This is a genomic window from Wolbachia endosymbiont (group A) of Paraperithous gnathaulax (genome assembly GCF_964028485.1).
Taxonomy (GTDB): Bacteria; Pseudomonadota; Alphaproteobacteria; order Rickettsiales; family Anaplasmataceae; genus Wolbachia; species Wolbachia pipientis.
The window spans coordinates 1,023,839-1,046,485 of record NZ_OZ034784.1 but is presented as its reverse complement, the minus strand read 5'-3'; the positions used below and the strand labels follow the sequence as shown (position 1 = coordinate 1,046,485).

General features: G+C 35.5%; 20 protein-coding genes and 1 pseudogene. 8 read left to right on the top strand and 13 right to left on the bottom strand.

The genetic code is table 11. The features are described from left to right. Window positions 1-13 precede the first annotated feature (13 nt). From ABWU74_RS05585 to ispG, 5 genes are all read left to right on the top strand, one after another. Window positions 14-292, top strand: a complete 279-nt coding sequence (locus tag ABWU74_RS05585; RefSeq protein ID WP_006279515.1) for a YggT family protein — start codon at window positions 14-16, stop codon at window positions 290-292. Beyond that, window positions 293-2,407, top strand: coding sequence for an FtsK/SpoIIIE family DNA translocase (locus tag ABWU74_RS05580; protein ID WP_209472688.1), 2,115 nt, complete (start codon window positions 293-295; stop codon window positions 2,405-2,407). A gap of 155 nt (window positions 2,408-2,562) precedes the next feature. Beyond that, window positions 2,563-3,072 carry a hypothetical protein gene (locus tag ABWU74_RS05575; protein ID WP_209472690.1) on the top strand — a complete coding sequence of 170 codons (510 nt, stop codon included), beginning with the start codon at window positions 2,563-2,565 and terminating at the stop codon, window positions 3,070-3,072. Between the two features lie 197 nt (window positions 3,073-3,269). Further along, the gene (locus tag ABWU74_RS05570; protein WP_070356736.1) at window positions 3,270-3,890 is read left to right on the top strand and encodes a TRP75-related protein; all 621 of its coding nucleotides are present in this window, start codon (window positions 3,270-3,272) and stop codon (window positions 3,888-3,890) included. Window positions 3,891-3,915: 25 nt separating this feature from the next. Beyond that, the gene (gene ispG, locus ABWU74_RS05565; RefSeq protein WP_070356735.1) at window positions 3,916-5,196 is read left to right on the top strand and encodes a flavodoxin-dependent (E)-4-hydroxy-3-methylbut-2-enyl-diphosphate synthase; all 1,281 of its coding nucleotides are present in this window, start codon (window positions 3,916-3,918) and stop codon (window positions 5,194-5,196) included. Window positions 5,197-5,424: 228 nt separating this feature from the next. On the opposite strand, the gene ABWU74_RS05560 is transcribed toward ispG, so the two are convergent. The 9 genes from ABWU74_RS05560 to ABWU74_RS05515 form a co-directional block, all read right to left on the bottom strand. Next, the gene (locus ABWU74_RS05560; protein ID WP_084741697.1) at window positions 5,425-5,589 is read right to left on the bottom strand and encodes an IS3 family transposase; all 165 of its coding nucleotides are present in this window, start codon (window positions 5,587-5,589) and stop codon (window positions 5,425-5,427) included. Continuing rightward, on the bottom strand, window positions 5,582-5,743 hold the full coding sequence (locus tag ABWU74_RS05555) for a DDE-type integrase/transposase/recombinase (RefSeq protein ID WP_010082071.1): 162 nt from the start codon (window positions 5,741-5,743) through the stop codon (window positions 5,582-5,584). The genes ABWU74_RS05560 and ABWU74_RS05555 overlap by 8 nt, the downstream gene beginning before the upstream one ends. A gap of 3 nt (window positions 5,744-5,746) precedes the next feature. Continuing rightward, window positions 5,747-6,043, bottom strand: coding sequence for an IS3 family transposase (locus ABWU74_RS05550; protein ID WP_094189604.1), 297 nt, complete (start codon window positions 6,041-6,043; stop codon window positions 5,747-5,749). 122 nt (window positions 6,044-6,165) lie between these two features. After that, window positions 6,166-6,468 (bottom strand): transposase, encoded by a 303-nt coding sequence (locus tag ABWU74_RS05540; RefSeq protein WP_209472831.1) that lies wholly within the window; start codon window positions 6,466-6,468, stop codon window positions 6,166-6,168. 696 nt (window positions 6,469-7,164) lie between these two features. Continuing rightward, a complete protein-coding gene (gene gyrB / locus ABWU74_RS05535; protein WP_010962371.1) occupies window positions 7,165-9,552 on the bottom strand; it encodes a DNA topoisomerase (ATP-hydrolyzing) subunit B in 2,388 nt (795 codons plus the stop codon). Between the two features lie 517 nt (window positions 9,553-10,069). Next, window positions 10,070-10,330 (bottom strand): hypothetical protein, encoded by a 261-nt coding sequence (locus ABWU74_RS05530; RefSeq protein ID WP_010962369.1) that lies wholly within the window; start codon window positions 10,328-10,330, stop codon window positions 10,070-10,072. A gap of 30 nt (window positions 10,331-10,360) precedes the next feature. Next, window positions 10,361-10,969 carry an SCO family protein gene (locus ABWU74_RS05525; RefSeq protein WP_010962368.1) on the bottom strand — a complete coding sequence of 203 codons (609 nt, stop codon included), beginning with the start codon at window positions 10,967-10,969 and terminating at the stop codon, window positions 10,361-10,363. Window positions 10,970-11,013: 44 nt separating this feature from the next. Next, a complete protein-coding gene (gene dnaQ, locus ABWU74_RS05520) occupies window positions 11,014-11,709 on the bottom strand; it encodes a DNA polymerase III subunit epsilon (RefSeq protein WP_010082574.1) in 696 nt (231 codons plus the stop codon). A 17-nt stretch (window positions 11,710-11,726) separates the two neighbouring features. Beyond that, on the bottom strand, window positions 11,727-12,377 hold the full coding sequence (locus tag ABWU74_RS05515) for a Tim44/TimA family putative adaptor protein (protein WP_010962367.1): 651 nt from the start codon (window positions 12,375-12,377) through the stop codon (window positions 11,727-11,729). Between the two features lie 164 nt (window positions 12,378-12,541). On the opposite strand from ABWU74_RS05515, the gene secB reads away from it, so the two are divergent. The 3 genes from secB to putA all read left to right on the top strand — a co-directional run bounded on the left by secB (window position 12,542) and on the right by putA (window position 18,920). Beyond that, complete coding sequence (gene secB / locus ABWU74_RS05510; RefSeq protein WP_353289265.1) at window positions 12,542-13,045, top strand: protein-export chaperone SecB; 504 nt, start codon at window positions 12,542-12,544, stop codon at window positions 13,043-13,045. 14 nt (window positions 13,046-13,059) lie between these two features. Further along, window positions 13,060-15,645 carry an aconitate hydratase AcnA gene (acnA, locus tag ABWU74_RS05505; RefSeq protein ID WP_353289264.1) on the top strand — a complete coding sequence of 862 codons (2,586 nt, stop codon included), beginning with the start codon at window positions 13,060-13,062 and terminating at the stop codon, window positions 15,643-15,645. Between the two features lie 134 nt (window positions 15,646-15,779). Beyond that, window positions 15,780-18,920, top strand: a complete 3,141-nt coding sequence (putA, locus tag ABWU74_RS05500) for a bifunctional proline dehydrogenase/L-glutamate gamma-semialdehyde dehydrogenase PutA (RefSeq protein ID WP_353289263.1) — start codon at window positions 15,780-15,782, stop codon at window positions 18,918-18,920. A gap of 141 nt (window positions 18,921-19,061) precedes the next feature. On the opposite strand, the pseudogene ABWU74_RS05495 reads toward putA, so the two are convergent. The 4 genes and pseudogenes from ABWU74_RS05495 to ABWU74_RS05480 form a co-directional block, all read right to left on the bottom strand. After that, window positions 19,062-20,205: pseudogene (locus ABWU74_RS05495) on the bottom strand (transposase). Window positions 20,206-20,471: 266 nt separating this feature from the next. Then, window positions 20,472-20,816 carry a DMT family transporter gene (locus ABWU74_RS05490; RefSeq protein WP_006279756.1) on the bottom strand — a complete coding sequence of 115 codons (345 nt, stop codon included), beginning with the start codon at window positions 20,814-20,816 and terminating at the stop codon, window positions 20,472-20,474. 16 nt (window positions 20,817-20,832) lie between these two features. Then, window positions 20,833-21,147 carry a DMT family transporter gene (locus tag ABWU74_RS05485; protein WP_010082606.1) on the bottom strand — a complete coding sequence of 105 codons (315 nt, stop codon included), beginning with the start codon at window positions 21,145-21,147 and terminating at the stop codon, window positions 20,833-20,835. Window positions 21,148-21,246: 99 nt separating this feature from the next. Next, the gene (locus tag ABWU74_RS05480; RefSeq protein WP_353289262.1) at window positions 21,247-22,353 is read right to left on the bottom strand and encodes a D-alanyl-D-alanine carboxypeptidase family protein; all 1,107 of its coding nucleotides are present in this window, start codon (window positions 22,351-22,353) and stop codon (window positions 21,247-21,249) included. Between the last annotated feature and the right edge of the window lie 294 nt (window positions 22,354-22,647).

The window sequence follows — 22,647 nt, the reverse complement described above, 5'->3', positions numbered from 1 at the left end:
GTAATAGATATGTATGCATCCAATCATATATCTACTCAATACGTTACTTGATCTTTATAGCTTCATTCTAATATGTTGGGTTGTCCTAAACTGGCTGGTTAAACTTAATATGGTGAACATATATAATGAAACTGTCAGTAGCATAATGCACATCTTGAACCAATTGACATATCCACCACTAAAGATTATTAGAAGATATATACCACCGTTCAACGGATTAGATTTATCTATAATGATATTGCTAATAACAATTCACTTTGTAAAATATACAGTAGCTTACTACTTTAGGTAGATGTTAAAAAAATATCTAAAATCAGCAATATATCTATCCCTTTTAATATATATATATATATCAGTTTTTAGCTATAACTATAAAGATCCTTCCTTAAACACGGCTACAAATGAGGAAGTGACAAATTTAGGTGGAATAGTAGGTTCATATTTAGCTGATATATTGGTTCAATTTCTTGGATTAACTAGTGTTACAATAGCTACAACCATAGTTTACTTGTTGATCTTCAGGTCAGCAAAAATACTGCTGAAAATTCTCTATTTAATATTAATCAATTTAGGGGTATGTGCTATATTACCACAACTTTCGCTAGGCATCACAGCAAGGTACAGACACAGTGGAATAATAGGGAATGCACTCGTTAATAACTGCCCGTTTTATGTATTTGTGATAGTAACATTAATAGGTCTTGTAGGATCTGTTGGTTGGAAGGGAGCAATTTACTCTCTATTCTTCTTATGTAAAAAAATAGCTTGCTTATTTGTAAATGTTCCATTCTTCAGATCACATAAAACTACTGAGTATTCAATTGCACCATTAGTAGTAGAAGAAAAACATAAAACTAAAATCACTACTAAACAACAACCAAAAGAAAGACAGAAAAAAGCCACCAAAGAAATTTTCAGTGAGTTCGAATTTCCAAGCATTCATTTACTTTCCAAAGCAGAGGAGTCTTTGCAGAGAAAACAGCTGAATGAAATGGAGAGCAATAAAAATTTATCTCTGCTGGAACAAGTCCTGAGTGATTTTGGCGTGCAAGGAAAAATTATCAGTGTATGCTATGGGCCGGTTGTGACTTTATACAAACTTGAACCACAAGCTGGTACGAAATCTGCAAGAGTAATTGGCCTTGCAGATGACATTGCACGTTCGATGAGTGCACTCTCTGCACGTATTTCAATAATTCGTGGGCAAAATGCTATGGGAATAGAGTTGCCGAACAAGGAACGGGAAATTGTAATGCTGCGTGATTTGCTTGAATCACCAGAATACCAAAATGCAAACTTAAATCTTCCAATTGCGCTTGGCAAAGAAATAAGTGGAAAACCAGTTATTGCAGATCTAACTAAAATGCCTCACTTGCTCGTTGCTGGAACCACAGGGTCTGGTAAATCAGTTGCGATTAACACTATGATTCTTTCACTCGTTTATCGATTAAGTCCTGACGAATGCAAGATGATAATGATCGACCCCAAAATGCTTGAGCTTTCAATATATGATGCAATACCACATCTAATAACGCCAGTAGTAACAGAGCCAAAAAAGGCTGTAGTCGCTCTTAAGTGGATCGTGAAAGAAATGGAAAACCGCTATCGCATGATGTCGTATTTGAATGTACGCAATGTTATAAACTATAATCAAAAAATCACAGAAGCGATGAATAGTGGAATAGAATTGGAGCGCGTTGTGCAGATTGGCTTTAACTCAACAACAGGCAAACCTCTGTTTGAAAAAATACCAATCAAGATGGAAACATTTCCATATATTGTAGTGATCGTGGATGAAATGGCAGATTTGATGCTTGTTGCCGGCAAAGAAATAGAGTGCTCTATTCAACGCTTAGCTCAGATGGCTCGTGCTGCAGGAATACACATCATAATGGCAACACAACGCCCATCTGTGGATGTGATCACAGGTGTGATAAAGGCGAACTTTCCAACGAGAATCAGTTTTGCTGTTACTTCTAAGATAGATAGCCGTACAATACTTGGCGAACAAGGGGCTGAACAATTGCTCGGCATGGGTGACATGCTCTATATGGCCTCTGGTGGTAAGATCATTCGAGTTCACGGCCCATTTGTAAGTGATAATGAGGTGCAAGATATAGTTGATCATCTGAAAATGCAAGGTGAGCCAAACTACATGGAGGAAATCACTAAAGAAGATGAAAATTCTTCTACAGAGTCACACGATGAAACGGAGGATGAAGAAAATGACCTCTATAACCAAGCGGTGGCCATCATTCAAAGAGATCAAAAAGTTTCAACCAGTTACATTCAAAGGCAGCTTAGAATAGGCTATAACAGAGCAGCAAACATCGTTGAAAGAATGGAAAAGGAAGGTATTGTCAGCGCTCCAAATTACTCAGGGAAAAGAGAGATATTGGTTGAATAACAATCTTGTAATACCTTAATTTAAGTTTCCGCACTTTCAAAAAGCAAGTCAAACAAAATTATTAAAAGGTCAATACATAATGACAGTTAATTTAATAATAATTTAAACATTTGGAATGTAAAATTATAATATATTAATTAGCTAGGAGGTTAAAAATGTCTTTGTGGGAACGTATTATGTATAATTTTAAGGGTCTTGATAAGTTAGCAATAGAAGAATTGCAAAAAAGAGTGGGAGAACTAGAGAAGGTATCAGGGAACTTCGCAGGTTTGGAACAAGAAGTAATCAAACTGTCGGGTGAATTCACGGGAAATTTTAAAGAGCTATTAGGTAAATTCGACGGTTTGAACGATAAATTCGATGGTTTGCAAGAAAAGCTTACAGGCTTGCAAGAAAACTTCACAGGTTTAGAAGAAAAAGTGAAAACACTTACAGAAGCAGTAGCAGATCAAGAAAAAATAATGGCAACTTGTATCATAGTCAGTGCTGTTGCCGCAATAGCGGTCGCTTCTTTTGTTGCATTCTGTATCTATCAGGGAGTTAAGCTTGATAAAGAGAAGAAAAACGACTTATCTAAAGATACGCCAGACGCAAAACTTAGTAATGTAGATACTACCGATGGTACTGAAAAACTACAGAATAACTTAAAAGTTGCAAACATATAGCTGCATAACACTTTTCTTGAAAAGGTGTTACGCAACTTGTAACACCTTACTCTTCTCTTAGTCTGCGTAGGTTTTTTTGATAGCAAACATATCACTTTTTAGAAAAATATTTGTATTGTAAAGTTAGTAAAGATTCTGGTTTACTTAAAGTTTGTTAATTGCTATCTTTTAAAACACGATATTTACTATAGCACCATATGCTTAGGGTTTTTTCTAAAATTTTATTTATATTAATGTTTTTGGTTTCTAGCTTTTTTACTGTGCATAGTGCTGAAGCTAAATCTAAGCTCAGTAAGAGATACATACCTCCTGGTAACCCTGGTGGTGCAAACTTTCATACAGATGAGGATTTTGCTGAGTCATATAAACTGTATGAGAAGCGTAGGGAATTGCTCAAGAAAAAAAAATTACAAGATCGAGCTATAAATAAAGAAGATCTAATCAAAAAATTAAAAGAGAAAAAAATTGCTAGTCTTGATAATGAGCCAAATGACATGGAAGCTTGCATAGTCGACGATGAAGAGAGCACTATGATAAATCAGCATGGTATTAATATCGCACGTTTAAGGGGTGCTGTATTTATAGATCAAGAGTCAGTTTTCCAGTATGAAAATAAGCAGCATGAAAGTGAACAACAAGAAGAGAAGAAAGTTACTTCAACACGAGAAAAGAAAGTTTCTCCTATAAATGTCACTATAAAAGAAACTCCATCAAGAAGAACGTGCTCACATGATTCTATTGCTAATTTGGATAACGTAGATGCTTATAGTTTGAATGGTTCAAGTTCATTTGGCAGTGTAGCTGACACAGTAAAATAGTATCACAATATTGGCCATTAATAATATGCTAGATAAAGACCTGATATTGAATGATAATACATATGAATTATCGCAGATTTCCAGGCACAAAACTCATGTTGTAGAAGTTGGAAAAGTAAAGATAGGCGGAAATAATCCTGTAGTTGTACAATCTATGGCGCTTGGCGTGCATATAGATGCTGATAATATAAAAAGTAGCGCAAAACATTATGCAAAAGAGATAACAGAACTAGCGCGTACAGGTTCAGAATTGGTGCGAATTGCCTTGAACTCAGAGGAGGTAGCAAGAGCAATACCTTATATAGTAGAAGAGATAAATAAAGAAGGTTTTGACGGTAAAATATTGGTAGGCTGCGGTCAATATGAGCTAGATAAATTAGTTCAAGATTATCCAGACAACATCAAAATGCTGGGTAAAATTAGAATCAATCCAGGCAATATAGGCTTTGGCGACAAACGTGATGAGAAGTTTGAAAGGGTGATAGAGTATGCAATAATGCACGATCTTCCGGTTAGAATTGGGGTAAATTGGGGTAGTCTTGATAAATACCTTTTGCAAAAATTGATGGATGAAAACTCTTCGCTTAGTAATTCAAGGCCTTCTGATGTTATACTGCGCAAAGCACTTGTAATGTCTGCTCTTGATAGTGCAAAAAAAGCTGAAGAAATTGGTCTAAATTCAAACAAAATAATCATTTCATGTAAAGTTAGCAAAGTACAAGATTTAATTTTAGTTTATATGGCACTTGCAAAATCTTCCAATTATGCGCTGCATTTGGGTTTAACTGAGGCTGGTATGGGCAATAAAGGTGTGGTAAATACCGCAGCAGGGCTTACTTATTTATTGCAAAATGGCATTGGAGATACAATACGGGCTTCTTTGACTCAACGTCCTGGTGAATCGCGTACTAATGAAGTGGTGGTGTGTCAGGAAATATTGCAGTCTATAGGCTTGCGACACTTTAACCCTCAGGTTAATTCATGTCCTGGTTGTGGGCGCACGAGTAGCGATCGTTTTCGTATATTAACTGAAGAGGTGAATGGCTATATAAAAACTCATATGCCGATGTGGAAGAAAAAAAATCCAGGTGTAGAGCATATGAACATTGCTGTTATGGGATGCATAGTAAATGGTCCTGGAGAAAGCAAACACGCAAATTTGGGAATCAGCTTACCTGGATATGGAGAAAAACCTGTTTCAGCAGTCTACAAAAACGGCAAATATTTCAAAACTTTACAAGGTGATAATGTCTCTGAAGAATTTAAGGCAATTATTGATAATTATGTGAAGAAGCATTACACGTAACCTTTCACGGTTAATTAATAGATAAATCGCAAATAAAAAAGAAAATTAAACCTTGTTTTTCTTTTTTCGTTGGGAATGTTCAAAAAAGTGTGTCAAACCGAAAAAAAGTAATAAATTGATATAAAAAAAATGGAGGTTTGACTGACCTTACCCAGAAAAAGTGGAGAGAAAGTGCGGAATGTTTTTTACAAAAAGAATGATGCATCAAATTGTTCTGGAATGCAATAGTTAATAGTGACGTTGTTTGTTATAAAAAATTTCTATGTATTCAAATATTGCAGTTCTAGTGTGTTGAGCAGAGTGTTGTGAAGTATCAATAAGTATTTCTCTTTTCAATGAGCTAAAGAAGCTTTCTGCAACAGAATTGTCGTAACAACAGCCTTTATTACTCATCTATATTCTTTACAGCTAAGAGATATTGATACCCTTGCGCAGTATATTGTGAACCTTGGTCACTGTGCAGCAGTAGATTTTTAACAGGTTTACGCCTATTAATGGCCATTAATAAAGAGTTCATAACCAATTGTTTATTTATTGCACTACTCATTAACTACCATACGTGAGAATTATTGCTGCCAAATATAGCCATCCCTCCTTGGTTTTGATGTAAGTAATCCCATACTTTATTTGGTTGATCAACAATAAAGTTTTGATCTAGTATATTGGGAGCTACAGCTCTATTATCTGTTTGTTGTTTTTTAATTTTAAACTTTCTTCTCAGTATAGCCCTGATGTCATTTTTCTGCATAATACTTTGCACCGTTTTCAAATTGCAACTTTTACCCAAAGCCTTCAATTCAGCATGAATTTTAGGAGCTCCATATCTACATTTAGAAACTTGATATATTTTTTGAATAGCTTCGAGTAGCTCTTTATTTGCTGATTCTCTACTGCTTATTTTTCTTGTGGTCCACTTATAGTAGCCACTAGCAGAAAATCCTACATAATTCCTGTACTTTATAGCAGTTACTATATAAAAAAATATTTTACTCTTTTTGACTGGCCAGGGCTTTTTTTTAAATGTCTCTTTCCCTTGTTACTCTTGCTTTGTAAATCAAACCTCTCTTTGTCGTAAGGAGCCATGTTACCTCTACCTGGAAATGCATTTGCCGCTGACTTTTTTTCGTTATATTTCTTCATCCATTTTCCTAATAAACCACCCTTTATTCCTAAATCTCTTGCTATTTTTGTAATTGTTTGACCTGCCTTTCTTTGTTCATTTGCCAGTTTAACAGCTTCCAATTTGAATTCTGCCGTATATTCTCTTACCATTTCTAATCCTCCAAAATTTTATTTTACCCAAAAAAACTCCTTTCTTTCTCTCCACTTTTTCTGGGTAAGGTCACTTGGCAACAGTTGCTCTACTTTCTCCTTCATCCAATGCTTCCATTGCTTCCATTGCTTTTTTCCTTAAGTCGTAACTATACGCTGCTGGCATACAAACCCCTCTACCATAAATCCTTCTTACCTTATTGGGATTATTATGAGAAGAGCTATAACTCTATGGGAGGGAAGCAAAATCTGGGATTCGGCCTTAATGGCATTAGCGTTGCATCAGCTTCACCCTCCCTGTGAGGTATTTTAGCTCTAATGCCTCACATCATAAAGATACAAGTGTCAAGCTACTTGGATGACAGGGGAGGGAGGCACTGGGATGACAGGAGAAGGTAGTGGGATGACACCCTGACAACCGTCATCCCGCTGCTTGTTAGCGGGATCTAGAGATACCGCGAATGAATCGCGGCATGACGTAGGACTGCTTTCATTCCAGTGCTTGACACTGGAATCCAGCCTTTCTGCAATCTCATCGAAAACGTTGTAACCACTTTCTATGCTAGTTTACTTGTGAGCAACCTGGATTCCAGTGTCAAGCACTGGAATGACGCCGTTATAAAGGAACCAGTGTCAGCTACTTGAATGACACAGTCTTTGCTTAAACCCGTAACGTTCGTACATTTTGCTAAAAGTTCAAATATCAACATCATGCACATTAAGTGCATTGCTATTAATAAAATCACGGCGTGGTTCAACTATATCACCCATTAATATTGAAAATATGGAATCAGCTTCTTCACAATCTTTTATTTCAACCTTTAATAAAGTTCTAGCCTCAGGATTTAACGTAGTATCCCATAGCTGATCAGCATTCATTTCACCAAGACCTTTAAATCTCTGCAGAGTTAAACCTTTTTTACCATAGTCCATTATTATTTTTGCAAGCGTACTTGGAGAAGTGATTCTTATTTCAGTTTCTTGTGACTTTAAAAATGAATCACCATTAAATAAATTACTTATACCATCAAGCAAACTTAATATGTTTTGCATATCTTTGCCTTCAAGCATACTAAGTGCAAATATATATTTGTCTGCCAATCCTTGAAACAATTTAGAGATATGAATTTCTTTTTCTTCATCTTTTATTTCCACTTCCCAAGTGTATTCGCTGTACATTAACTTCAAATACTTTAATATCTCATCAGCCGATGATAGAGCATTCTTTTTACTTAAAATTAGCAATGACTCTAAGAGATTTTGTGGTATTTCTCTATCATAATTTTTGCTAATATTAGAAGTGCTAACGCATTTATTCAAAATAAGGCGCAAGTTGTTAAATTCTGTAGCTGTACCACTTAGTGTTAATCTTTTAACTGCTGAGTTTATTATATACTCTTCAAAAGTTTCGTCATCTTTAATATAAGTGTCTTTGGCATTCTTTGTAACTTTATAGAGGGGTGGCTGTGCTATGTATAAGTAACCTTTTTCAATAACTTCACGCATATGTCTAAAAAAGAAAGTTAGAATCAAAGTTCTTATATGTGAACCATCAACATCTGCATCTGTCATGATGATAATTTTATGATATCTAGCTTTTTCAATATCGAAGTGTTCACTCCCTATTCCAGCACCAATTGCAGTAATTAAAGAGCCTATTTCTGCAGATGAAAAAATACGATCTAAACTTACACGTTCTACGTTTAGAATTTTTCCTCTTAAGGCAAGCACTGCTTGTGTTTTACGATTACGCCCCTGCTTTGCAGTACCACCTGCTGAATTACCCTCTACTATAAATAATTCCGATAACTCAGGAGCTTTTTCCTGACAATCAGCAAGCTTTCCTGGCAGAGTTGCAATATCAATATTGTTTTTGCTTTTAACTAGCTCGCGCGCTTTTCTTGCAGCTTCTCTTCCTTTTGCTGACCTGATTGCTCTTTCTACTATGCTTGCTGCCAATTTGGGATCAGTTTCAAGGATTGTGCTCAATTTATCAGAAACTATACTTTCTACAACTGCACGTGCTTCAGAACTAACTAGTTTATCTTTTGTTTGTGAAGAAAACTTAGGATCAGGCATCTTAAGAGATAAAACACAAGTTAAACCTTCTCTAACGTCCTCTCCAGTTAAATTTACTTTTGCTTTCTTTAAAAACCCTTCATTAGTTGCATAGGTATTGATACATCTAGTTAGTGCAGATCTAAATCCTGCCAAATGCGTACCACCATCTCGTTGCCGTATATTATTAGTGAAACACAACATATTCTCATAGTAGGAATCATTCCATTCCATCGATATTTCCAAGCTGATGCCAAGATCTTCTGCATCTCCTTTCATACTGGCAATTTTAGTTACATGTGTCTTATTCTTATCTAAATACTGCACAAAATTTGCTGTACCAAAATTGTCTTTAGATTGATTGCTCTGATTGAAATGAGATTCTGTATATGGTTCATTGCGCAGATCACGTAAAGTAATGTCGATATTTGAATTTAAAAATGCTAATTCTCTTATACGACTTTCAAGCGTTGAGTAACTGAAATTAATGCCATTAAAAGTCTCTGTTGATGGCATGAACGTGACTTTAGTTCCTCTTTTGTTTGTATTTTCGTTGACTACCTTTAAAGGTTCAATAGACTCACCATCTTCAAAACGCATAAAGTGTTCTTTCTTATTGCGCCAAATAATTAATTCCAACCAGCTTGATAATGCATTCACAACTGAGATTCCAACACCATGTAATCCCCCAGAAACTTTATAGGTATTGCTGTCAAATTTACCACCAGCATGGAGTTGAGTCATTATTACCTCTGCTGCTGATATTCCTTCTTCTTCATGAATGTCAGTTGGAATGCCACGACCATTGTCGGTTACTGATACTGAACCATCTTTATTTATGCTAACTTCAATTTTATCACAATACCCAGCTAAAGATTCATCTATTGCGTTATCAACAACCTCATATACCATGTGGTGCAAGCCAGATCCATCGTCAGTGTCACCAATGTACATACCTGGACGTTTCCTTACAGCATCAAGACCCCTTAAGATTTTTATTGCATCGGCATTATAACTATTTTCCATGGTATTGCTTCGTTTATGAATGTTAATTAATATTACATTCATATATGCTGATTAGCAACATTTTTAAACTGATAACCCATATTAAAAGCACAACTTTACGAATGTTTATTTTTGAAGACAGCAAATAGTGTCATTCCAATGTGTCTTCCATAACTGTACGAACATTCATTTTTGAAGGTAAATTGCACAACAGATGATGTCATTCCAGTGCTTGACACTGGAATGGCTTTGTTGCATCGCTAGCTATGATGGATTAAAGATAAAAAAGATGGAGAATATCAGTAGCTTATTATTCTGGTATTTATAACAAGAACGGTCAGTGAATACCCAAATTTGAGTAAAAGAAATTTCACTACCACTCACTAATCCGGCTAAAATTCAAGAATTTCAATGCTTTAGATATTTTCAATAGAATTAAATTTATTAATGTAAATAATAAATTACTATTCTTAAATTTGATCAGATTGATTGCAAAAAAACAAGATTTTCAATAGGTTACTTATAATCCTAACTATAGTTAGCCTTTCATAAGTAGCGATGCAACAAAGCCCACTGGAATCCAGAAATTTTGCTTATAACTGAGCTGATGAGCTAAAGGTAGTTGTCTTACGCTAAAACAAACGTTTTTAATTAAGTTGCATAGAAGCTGGATCCCAGTGTCTGGGCACTGGGATGACACCCCACTGGTGGGAATTGCTCCCAAACTACAACGTTCGTACAGTTGTGTGTGTCTTCCCATGGAGATTGCTCTCAAATCATAATGCTCATGCAGTTGCATGCTCGACTAATTAACAGAAAAATCTATAATTCAGTTTACGTATTTTCTTATCTCAGCCAAAATCTTATCAGATTGACTTTCGTCTGAATTTAAATCAGCTGCAAAGTGTGTAACATATTTTCCTCCAGGGCCAATAAGGTACATTATTGAAGAATGGTTGATTTCTTCTTCTCCACCAACTTTGCTAGCATATACTTTATACTTTGCAATTACTTCGTCTATTTTTTCTCTTTCACCAGTTAACATTTGTATTCTGTGGTCAAATTGCTGCTGAAATTCTTTAAGTCTTTCCGTGCTATCGCGCTCAGGATCGACTGTGATGAAGAATGTTTGTAGCTTGTTGTTAGTTTTCTCATCTAACTTTGCAAGTGTTTCTGAAATTATTCCAAGGTTCATAGGGCAAATTCTTTTGCATGAGGAAAACCCAAAGAAAATCATCATGTATTTATCTTTAAAATCACTACTGCGCAAGATCTGTCCGTCCTGATTAATTAAAGAAAAATCTCCGCCTATCTTAACTTCTGCGTTGTGAATCGCTGCTGGGGCAAATATGCCTTTTTTAGTGAAATAACAATAACCTAAAAAAACAACTGCTAATGCTGCTAGCACATTAGATAATAATCTTATAAACCTTACCATTAGAATGCTCTCAGTAAAATTGAATTGTATCTTTATTGGTTAACCTATTCAATATATTTATTCCAAAGTGTATTGTTAATTTTGTCTAACAGTTTCTTATGTTCATCAATTTCTTCACTATTTGGTAAATGTTCTCTGGGAGTTAGATTACGTACTTTATGCTGAACGAATGTAGAGTTACTGTCCTGATTGCATTCATTATCAAACAGAAAGGTTTGTAACCCTCCTGTAAGTTCAACATATACCTTTGCAAGCAATTGAGCATCAACTAGTGCTCCGTGCAATTCTCTATTCTCTAGCGATATATCAAAACGCTTACATAATGCATTCAAAGAAGCAGGTGATCCTGCGAATTTTTTCCTCGCAAGAGGTAATGTATCTAGCACTCTGTCTGAGGAAATTAACCTAGCATTCAGCTTGCTTAACTCCATGTTAAGGAACTTAACATCGAATTCAGCGTTGTGAATTACCAAAATATCATTAGATATAAAGTCAAGAAATTCAAGTGCAACATCTGAAAATAATGGTTTATCTTCTAAAAATTCTTCACTAATACCGTGAATCTTAAACGAGTGATAAGGTATATCTCTTTCTGGGTTAAGGTACCGATGGAATACTTTACCTGTTGGAATGCGGTTAATTAATTCCACACACCCTATTTCAATAATTCGATGACCAGATTCAGTGTCAAGACCTGTCGTTTCAGTGTCAAGTACTATTTCGCGTAGCTTGCTTTCCATTTCAAATAAAACTCATCTTACTTATCATTTGTCTTATCGTTACTTGTCTTTTTATAGTGAATAGAAACAAGCAACCAGCTTGGGTCTGATGAATTAACATTTTTTTTGAATTGCCATACATCCTCAACTTTATTAATAGTGGATGTACTACCTGATATTATATCTCCTTCATTGTTCTTAACGAAGTTAATTTGCTCTGAAAGGAAATATACTGCAATAAACACTGCGTTTTTTACTAGCTTTATTTCTAAAATCTTTTGTGAAACGATAGAAACAATTATAGACTCGTGCACCTCTTTACGATGTTTAATCTTCTCTGCAAAATTATCATATAAGTCTTTATCGAGAAGTGGTTTTAACTGAGACAAATTTCCTTGATTGAAACATTTTATTATTAATTCAAAAGCTATGCTTGAACCTTCTATAAAGTGGGAAATAGAAAAATCTTTGTTTTTTTTTAATATTTGTTTATAAGTAACTTTTATTGAATTTTCATCATTGCTATCAATGTAACCCTCAATGTTTTCTACTACATCTTCTCTACTTCGGCTTACATCCAATACATTAGTTAGCTTTTTTAGGTTGAGGTTGGCTGACCTTCCTAAAGAATTATACAAACGTGAAAAAATGAACGCCGCTAATAAAGCATATATTACAAGCTCTATCATAGTAACTCAACTCCTTGGCATATAAAGTATCCGAACATTATTAATTATTAATGAAAATATGTTTTTCATATCAACTTATAATCAGGTTTGCTATTCGTTTGTAAATGAATATATTATATAAGAAAGTATTAAATATCTCAACTTAATTAAAGGAGACGTAAGAAATGCCACAACAAAAAATGAGAATTCACGGTCAATATGTTAAAGATCTATCATTTGAGAATCCGAATTCGCCATTCCTTTCTTCTAGTAAAGCTCCAGATATTAATGTAATGGTTAATATCAATTCAGCAAAATTAGAAGGGACGAAAAACAAAGAAGAAGTGAATGAAGAAAAATCTTTTCATGAAATTACTTTGCATATAGAAGTCAAAGCAACGGTAAAAGATGAAGGCATAAAAGATGGTGTAGCTTTCATTTGTGAGACGAAATATTGTGGCATTTTTTCAATAGAAAATTTAAAAGAGTTGAGTGAGGAAGAGGTAAGACAAGCTTTGTTTATTGGCGGACCTACTTTTCTTTTCCCTTTTGCAAGAGAAATAATTGCAAGAGTTACAAGTAGTGGTGGATTTCCCCCACTGATGCTAGGTCCTATAGATTTTGAAACTATGTATGAGCAGCAAGGTCAACAACAAAAAAGTAACGGTAGTAATTCCAATTTTAACTAATATGGTGTGATAGGATGAACAATTCTTTAAATGCAAAAACGACTTTAAACATTGACGGGAAGTCATACAACTATTTTAGCCTAAGTAGTGCTAGTGAATTTTTAGGAATAGATGTGACTAAATTGCCTTGCTCACTTAAGGTTCTGCTTGAAAGTTTATTGCGCAATGAAGATGGAGTAAACGTAAAGCTAGATGACATAAGAGTACTAGCAGACTGCGTTAATAAACACACTAATCACGAAATTAGCTATAAACCAGCAAGGGTGTTGATGCAAGATTTTACAGGGGTTCCTGCTGTTGTTGATATAGCTTCAATGCGGGACTATGTTAAGAAAAATGGAGGAAACCCAAGCAATATAAATCCGTCTGTACCGGTTGATCTTGTGATTGACCATTCTGTTCAAGTAGATAGTTATGGAAGTGTTTCCGCATTCAGTAAGAATGTTGAGTTAGAAGTAAAAAGAAATTTGGAGAGATATCAATTTTTAAAGTGGGGAGAATCGTCCTTCACAAATTTTAGAGTAGTGCCGCCTGGCACAGGGATTTGCCACCAAGTGAATCTTGAATATTTAGCGCAAGTTGTGTGTAATAATGATGGAGTCATATATCCTGATACTTTAGTTGGTACTGACAGCCATACTACAATGGTTAACGGATTATCAGTTCTTGGTTGGGGTGTTGGAGGCATAGAAGCTGAGTCTGTGATGCTTGGTCAACCAATTAGTATGGTGATTCCAGAAGTAGTTGGATTTAAATTAATTGGCAGATTGTCGGAAGGAGTAACTGCGACCGATTTAGTGCTGATGGTTACCAATATCCTAAGAACAAAAGGCGTTGTTGGTAAGTTTGTAGAATTTTATGGTGATGGTTTAGATTATTTATCTTTGGCAGATAGAGCCACTATAGCAAACATGGCCCCGGAGTATGGCGCAACTTGTGGATTTTTTCCAATTGATCAAAAAACGCTAGATTATTTAAGCTTAACCGGAAGGCCAGAAAAGCTGATTAAGCTAGTTGAGGCTTATGCGAAAGAGCAAGGACTGTGGCGTAGTAGTGACGAGTTAGCATTTTTTGACACACTAGAGCTTAATTTATCAAGCGTGGAGCCAGTAATGGCTGGTCCCAAAAGACCACAAGATAAGGTTTTTCTTTCACAAGTGGCAGAGTCTTTTTCTAAATCATTTTTAGTTAATGAGTCAAAGGAAAGCGATAAACTCCAAGATGGAAGTGTAGTTATTGCAGCAATAACAAGCTGCACTAATACTTCTAATCCAAGTGTGATGATTGCTGCAGGTCTTGTAGCTCGTAATGCAATTAAACTTGGATTAAAATCAAAGCCTTGGGTTAAAACTTCTCTTGCTCCAGGGTCACAAGTTGTAACAGAATATTTAGAAAAGTCTGGATTGCAGGTAGATCTAAATGCTTTGGGTTTTAATCTAGTTGGATATGGTTGCACAACTTGCATTGGGAATTCTGGTCCACTTAATAAAGATATAGAAGATGGCATTAAAAACAAAAACTTAACCGTTGCTGCAGTTTTATCTGGCAATCGTAACTTTGAAGGAAGAATTCATCCGTTAGTCAAAGCTAATTACTTGGCATCTCCGCCACTTGTTGTTGCATATGCACTTGCTGGTACTGTGCAAATTGATCTGACAAAAGATTCAATATGCAAAGATAAGAATGGAAATGACGTCCATCTCAAGGATATATGGCCAACAAACAATGAAATCGAAGATTGTGTTAAAAATGTGGTAACACGTGAGATGTTTATACAAAAGTATAAGGATGTTTTTTCTGGTGATGAACATTGGCGAAAGATAAAGTGTGAAAAAAGTGAAATCTATAATTGGGATGCAAATAGCACTTACATACAAAATCCGCCCTATTTTGATAATTTATCACCTAAAAATAATAAAATCGATATAAAAGGTGCACAAATATTGGCAATGTTTGGCGATAGCGTAACCACTGACCACATTTCCCCTGCTGGAAATATTGCCTCAAGTAGTCCTGCAGGTATATATTTAAAAAATCTTGGAATTGAGCCACAGGACTTTAATTCGTATGGGTCTCGTCGTGGTAACCACAATGTAATGATGCGTGGGACTTTTGCTAACATTAGAATAAAAAATGAAATGGTAAGCATCGAAGGCGGCTATACAAAATATATTCCTTCTCAAGAAACTATGTCGATTTTTGATGCAGCAATGCGCTACAAGGAAGCTCTCATCATTGTGGCAGGAAAGGAGTATGGCACAGGTTCAAGTAGGGATTGGGCAGCAAAGGGTACTTTATTGTTGGGGGTTAAAGTTGTCATTGCAGAAAGCTTTGAGCGTATACATAGGTCCAACTTGGTCGGCATGGGTGTTCTTCCACTTATATTCCAAAATGGAATAACCAGAAAGATATTTGATGGTAGCGAGGTAATAAGCATAAAAGGTGAAATAGTGCCAGGTGGAAATCTAGAATGCATCATCAAAAGAAAGGATAATTCAAAGCAATCAATTCAACTCAAATGCTGTGTACAAACCGCAACTGAGACTAAATACTTGATGTGTGGTGGAGTGTTGAGCTACATACTTGCACAATCTTTTTGATTTAGTGAAGTTATTGCATGGACTTCTTTTAGCCAGCCCTGATCCCTTTGTAAATAGCAATTTGCTCTGCGCAAAGTTATGATATAATTTCACCATACATATGGTGTCGGAGTATTTTTTGGAGATAATTATATATGATAAGCTCTATACAAGAACCTAATGAACTCAGAAAACGTTTACAAGGATTTTATCGTACTGATGAAAAGAGTTATATACGTTATCTTGTAGAAAAAGCAGAGCTTTCGGCTGATTCAAAAAATAGAATTTATAATATTGCAAAACAAGTTATTGAAAAAATCAAACACAATAAATTAAGTATTGTAGATTCCTTTATGCAGCAATACTCGCTTTCCAATAATGAAGGAATAGCATTGATGTGCCTTGCTGAATCGCTACTTAGAATACCAGATGATTATACAATAGACGAGCTAATCAAAGATAAAATTGCCAATCAAGAATGGAGTAAATATTTAGGATATTCTTCTTCATTGTTCGTCAATGCTTCCACGTGGAGTTTAATGATAGGTAGCAGTATATTGAGAGATAATGAAGGCGATTCGAAGTTCTATTACGCAATTTCTAGGTTACTTAAGAATTTAGGAGAACCGATCATTCGCAAAGCAGTAAAACAAGCAATGTCTATGCTTGGTAATCATTTTGTTGTTGGAGAAACCATAGAAGAAGCTTTAAGGTACGCAAAACTAGATGACAATAGTAAGTTTTTATACTCTTTTGATATGCTTGGCGAAGCTGCTCACACAACTGAGGATGCAGAAGAGTATTTTAATTCATACATGCACTCAATAAAAGCTATAGGTGAATCCACTGAAATAAATGATTGTTTTAAATCCCATGGAATTTCAATCAAACTTTCTGCTTTACACCCACGTTATGAATTTAGTCAATTTGGCCGAATTGCTGGTGAGATATTCACTAAGGTTTTAGAGCTCTGCCGCGAGGCAAAAAAATACAACATTTCACTATGCATAGACGCAGAAGAAACAGAAAGGCTTGAAATTTCCTTAATCTTGTTTGAACAATTACGGCTTGATGAATCACTTTCTGAGTGGGAAGGGCTCGGCTTGGCTGTACAAGCATATCAAAAACGTGCTTTATCTGTTCTTGACTTTGTTGAAGATGTTGCTATCCGATCAAAGCACAAAATTATGGTGAGGCTTGTAAAAGGTGCATATTGGGATTCAGAAATCAAGCGTACGCAAGAATTGGGATTAAATGATTACTCAGTATTTACAAGAAAAAGCTATACTGACGTATCTTACCTCATGTGCGCACAGAAACTTTTGAGTAAACCAAACAGCTTTTACCCATGCTTTGGAACTCATAACGTCTATACTTTTGCTTCTATCATGGAACTTGCTGATAAAAACCACCCTGGATTTGAATTTCAACGCTTACATGGAATGGCAAAAGACTTATATGATTATGCAATGTCAGAGCTTGCAACAAATGTTAGCTGTCGTGTCTACGCACCCGTTGGGGAACATAGTGACTTGTTGCCTTATCTTATAAGACGTCTTCTTGAAAATGGAGCTAATAGTTCGTTTGTTAATCAAATAAGTGATCCTAACGTTAAAATCGATGAGTTAATTTCAGATCCACTGGAAAAAGCTATAAATTTTAATTATGAGCCTCATCCAGGCATTCCATTACCACAAGATATTTTGGGACCAGAAAGAAAAAATTCTTTGGGAATGGATATTAGTGATTCTGTGATAGTCTCACAATTTGCAGATGATATAAAGGGTTTTAGTGAAAAAAAGTGGCAAGTTGGACCAATAATTGATGGAAAGGCACTATTTGATAGTGCTGAATTTATCGAAGTAGTGAATCCTGCACATTTGGAAAATGTAATTGGAGAAGTGTCAAATACAACAAGTGTTCAAGCTTTAAACGCTCTTGAAATAGCACATAATGCTTTTACTGAATGGCAGAATGTTTCAGCAGTAGAGCGCGCTAAATGCCTTGAAAAAGCTGCAGATTTGCTTGAAGAAAGGATGAAAGAGTTGATTTATATTCTGGTCGTAGAAGCGGGAAAAATTTTATCTGATGCAATAGCGGAAGTAAGAGAGGCAGTGGATTTCTTACGTTACTACGCAACGATAGCAAAAAATGAACTGAGCGACTGGAAAAAATTGCCAGGGCCAACAGGTGAAGATAACTTCATCTTTTTTGAAGGTAGGGGAGTTTTCCTGTGTATATCACCGTGGAATTTTCCACTTGCTATCTTCATTGGGCAGGTTTCAGCTGCACTTGCAGCAGGTAATGCAGTGCTGGCAAAACCGGCAGAGCAAACGCCGATTATTGCCTATGAAGCTGTTAAGATACTACATGAAGCTGGGATATCAAAAAATGTGTTGCACCTCATTCCTGGGGATGGTGGATATTTAGGCAAAATATTAGTTCCAGACAATAGAATTTCCGGTGTAGCTTTTACTGGTTCAACACAAACCGCTCAAATAATTAATAGAATGCTTGCAAATAGGGATGGTCCTATTGTGCCATTTATTGCTGAAACTGGCGGATTAAATGCTATGATTGTTGATAGCTCTGCTCTCTTAGAGCAAGTGACTACGGATGTTTTGCTTTCTGCGTTTCGCAGCGCTGGCCAACGCTGTTCTGCGCTTAGAGTGCTGTTTATTCAAGAGGACATAGCAGAGAAGCAGATAAAAATGATATGCGGTGCAGCGCAAGAACTCAAGATTGGTGACCCAATACAACTTAGTACTGATATTGGTCCAATAATTGATAAAGCATCTATCGATATGCTCACTCAACATACGCAAAAAATGTCAGAGGATAAAGATTCAAATCTGTTATTTAAAGTACCCATGGATACAAATTCTCATAATGGTTATTTCTTTCCTCCATATATTTATGAGATACAAAAAATTTCGCAATTAAAGCAAGAAGTATTTGGTCCTATTTTACATATCATACGTTTTAACAAGTCACAATTAAATGAAGTTATAAGTGATATAAATAGTACTGGATATGGGCTTACGTTTTCTTTGCAGAGTCGTATACAAAGTCAAATTGACACTATAAGTAAAAAAATATCAGTTGGAAATGTCTACATCAACCGTAACCAGATAGGTGCAGCAGTTGGAATACAACCATTTGGTGGTAGAGGACTATCTGGCACTGGGCCAAAAGCTGGTGGTCCTCATTATTTACAGCGTTTTTCTACAGAAAAAGTTGTAAGTGTTAACACTACAGCATTTGGTGGTAACACTACACTTATGTGTTTGGATTAATTTGCGGGCCCTAATTTTTCTTACCCCTAAACTAGACGTTCGTGCAGTTATGTACACAGCGCTAAAACCCGAAAAGGACCAGCTCATGCACTGAAATAAATCGTATCCGTTCAGCCAATGGCGTCAACTTAAGAACTTTCATTAGCAAACTCTCCTAAAGACATGATGGCGTTTAGGCTTATCTACTTTATTGCGGCTGTCCCGGTCGGATTTTAACTTTAGCGCGTATACTTAAAAAGGGCTTGAAAGTTTTTTGGCGCAATAAGTACCTGATAGAGTTTCTGTCTCATTACACTAAATAAAACTGAAAAATTTAAACGATACTCAGTAATTTGATCTGGGTTCCAAGGCCCTTGTGCATCACATATATGAAGCGATAATATATTGCACATGACCAAGTTTGCCCAAAATTCTTGTAATACAGCCTCTCCAGAAAAATTCTCTAACTCTGCTCCTACTTTGAGTCGTTTATAGCACTCCTCTATGTGCCACCTTAACACATAAGCTTTGCTCCAAAGTCTCGGTCAAAAACTCTGTTTCTCAGTTGGCTAATGTCAGCACTATAACTCTTACTTTCTGTCCTTTCATTTTATTTTTTAGCTTTTCATTTTCTAATATAAAATCAAAATCTAATTCGCCAGCGTTCCCATAGCTTACTATAATTTCTTTTTTGCAAGCGAAAAATAAAATCTACTTCCAAATTATAATGCTGCTGAATGAATTTTACTGAAGACGATCATAGATAAATAATAATTTCTCTTGATTTAATAAACGCATTTGAGTGATAACTTCGGGTAATTGCTCTGCCGCCAACGTTTGTTCACCTATATTCCAAGCTGCAAGACGAGCACTGCAAATCAATGAAGTACACAAATCAACAAACAAATTGCCAATGGTGCCTGTTGTTCCATTTGGTTCAAACTCGGATACAATTTCCCCAGAGCTGGGTAATCTCATACCAGAACCATCTGCTGCAATAAGTCTATAGCCTCTCCAACTCAGGTTCATCCTGATAGGCTGTTTGGATGCTTAAATTCTTGAAAGCCTGTATGGCAAATCTTATACCTTGCTTTAGAAAAAGCTTGCTTTGAGGGTACATGTCAATGGCTCCATAAGTTCACATTCTATTCCCAAACTTTTTTTAACTAACTTTAAAATCATAGAAAATACTGTCGAAAAAGGAAGTTTTCTTGTTCGTGTAAAACTCAACACAATGGATTTTCTGAAAAGTTTTCGAGTATATTGCATTTTTAATTTGTAAGATAAGATCTTTTCCTTTTTGCATGCCTCACCTAAAAAAGACACATTTTAAACTTTTTTGTTGCAATAAAATAGAAACAAAAGTGCTGTCCCTTGCACTCTTTGGATAATTTAATGATAAAAAATTTGGAGAGAAATTTTATACACTATCGCTGATATTTTTCCTTAAGTTGACGCCATTGTGTGAACGGTTACGGTTTCCCGTCTTCACCATGCTATATAGAAAAAAGTCTGGATTCCAATTTGCATGACAATATGGAGTATCTGCTTCTTTCATCCCAGTGGGATCTTTTATTCCATTTTATCAACAGTTTGTTTTGCAGTATCAAACAATTTTAATCCTATAATCCCGAATGTAACTAAAATAAAGCATATTACTTCGAATAAATTAACTGGTTCATCAAATAGGTAAACTCCAAGTATCGAAGCTCCTATAGCGCCCACTCCAGTCCAAATTGCATAGCATACTCCGATAGGTATAGAACGTGTAGCGAGCGAAAGTAAATATGTACTAAGAGCCATGGAGAGTATGCTAATTATTGATGGTACGAGATGAGTAAATCCATAACTATGCTTAAGTGTTATGACCCAGAACACTTCAATTAGTGACGATAAGAGTAAATATATCCAATTCATGCATAAATTTTTAGGTTTAAATAGAGAGCTTTAGCCCTATGCTTCCTATTACAATTAAAACGATACATAAAACTTGAGATAAATTAATATTCTCTGTGAAAGTGGTTGCACCAATTATAGTTATTCCAATTGTGCATATTCCAGAGGAAACTGCATAGCATACCCTAATAGGTAGAAAGCATGCTGCAAGAGATAAAAAGTAAATGCTAATGATCATAATTACCAATGTTGCAATCGAAGGCACAACTTTAGTAAAACTGTTACTAAACTTTAGCGTTACAGCCCACAGTATCTCTAGGATACTAGACAGCAACAAATACAACCAGCACATTTTCGTAACATTTCAATCTTGTATTGTAACAGAAATTGTTAGTTAAAACTACACTAAAGTGCAATAGATCTCTCTTTCGGAATTGCTTTAATATCAAACTTAAAACAACATCCTAAAAAACTTTTCTACGAAATTCAATTCCTGCACGTCACTTGCTGCATAAAGTGGTGTAGTTTGTTGCTCAATACCTGGTATTTCTACAAAAACTTTGCCCACTTCTTGACCTTTTTTAATGGGTGCAGGTATCATATCTTTATATTCAATACGCACCTTAATTTGGTCATGCAATTTGCGGTTGTAAGTTATGGTAACATCGTTTGCAACTGTAATAGGCACTTTTCTATCTTTTCCATAGAGAACATTTACTTCCTCAACTACGCTGTCTTTAACGAATATTTTCTTAGTGTTAAAATGATTTAAGGAGTATTGTATCAATCTTTTTGCTTCTTCTATTCGCTCTTTCTCAGTGTTTAAACCATTTACGACAGCAAAAATTCTCCTATCATTTCGTTTTGCAGATGCTACAATGCCGTAACCACCAGCATTTGTATAACCGGTTTTTAAGCCATCAACCCTAATATCGTGAAAAAGTAGAAGATTTTTATTCTTTTGTACAATTTCATTATATGTCAAATATTGTTCGGAAAATAAATCATAATATTCAGGAAAATCGGTGAAAATCCTTTTTGCCAGCATTACCAAGTCTTTTGCGTTCATAAAATGATCTTCATCTGGCCACCCGCTTGAGTTGACAAAATGACTGTCATTCAGATTCAAATTTTGTGCAACTTCATTCATTTCAGCCACAAAATTCTCTTCTGATCCTGCAATGCCCTCGGCTAGTGTTATGCAGGCATCATTGCCTGAGACTATTGTAATTCCTTCAAGTAATTCCCTCACCGTAACGGATTGACCTTCTTTCAAAAACATAGAAGAGCCTCTCCTTTCCCACGCTTTTCTACTTACTCGAAATTTATCCTCCATGTGTATTATTCCAGCTTTTAGATAATCGAAGGCTATATATAAAGTCATTAGCTTGCTCATTGAAGATGGGGCCATTTTTTCATCAGAATTATGGTCAAAAATGAATGAGTCTGAAGCTAAATCTAAGACTACTGCTTGCTTTGCTTTGGTTCTAAACTGGTATGAGTATGAAGAAAAAGGAAGTATAAAAACTAATAGCAAAATTACCAATCTGCTTAACATATCTATAATTTTAAATTTATAGTGTACTAATTAATAGTATAATTTTACAGGGGCATTTCAATAGATCTCTTGCATAAAAATTCCTTGACAAACCTCGCCAGCCCCCTTATCATGAAACTGAAGCTATTTATTTATCTTCTCTGTACAGATTAAATGACAAAAAAACTCAACGTATCTGGCGTCTCATGTTTAATTTTTTGCACTATGTGCACTCTATGTCTTTATCAAATTTCTAGGTTTTTACCTATACAAGCTGAAATACGCTTATAAAGCATTTAAAACATCAAAAAACGC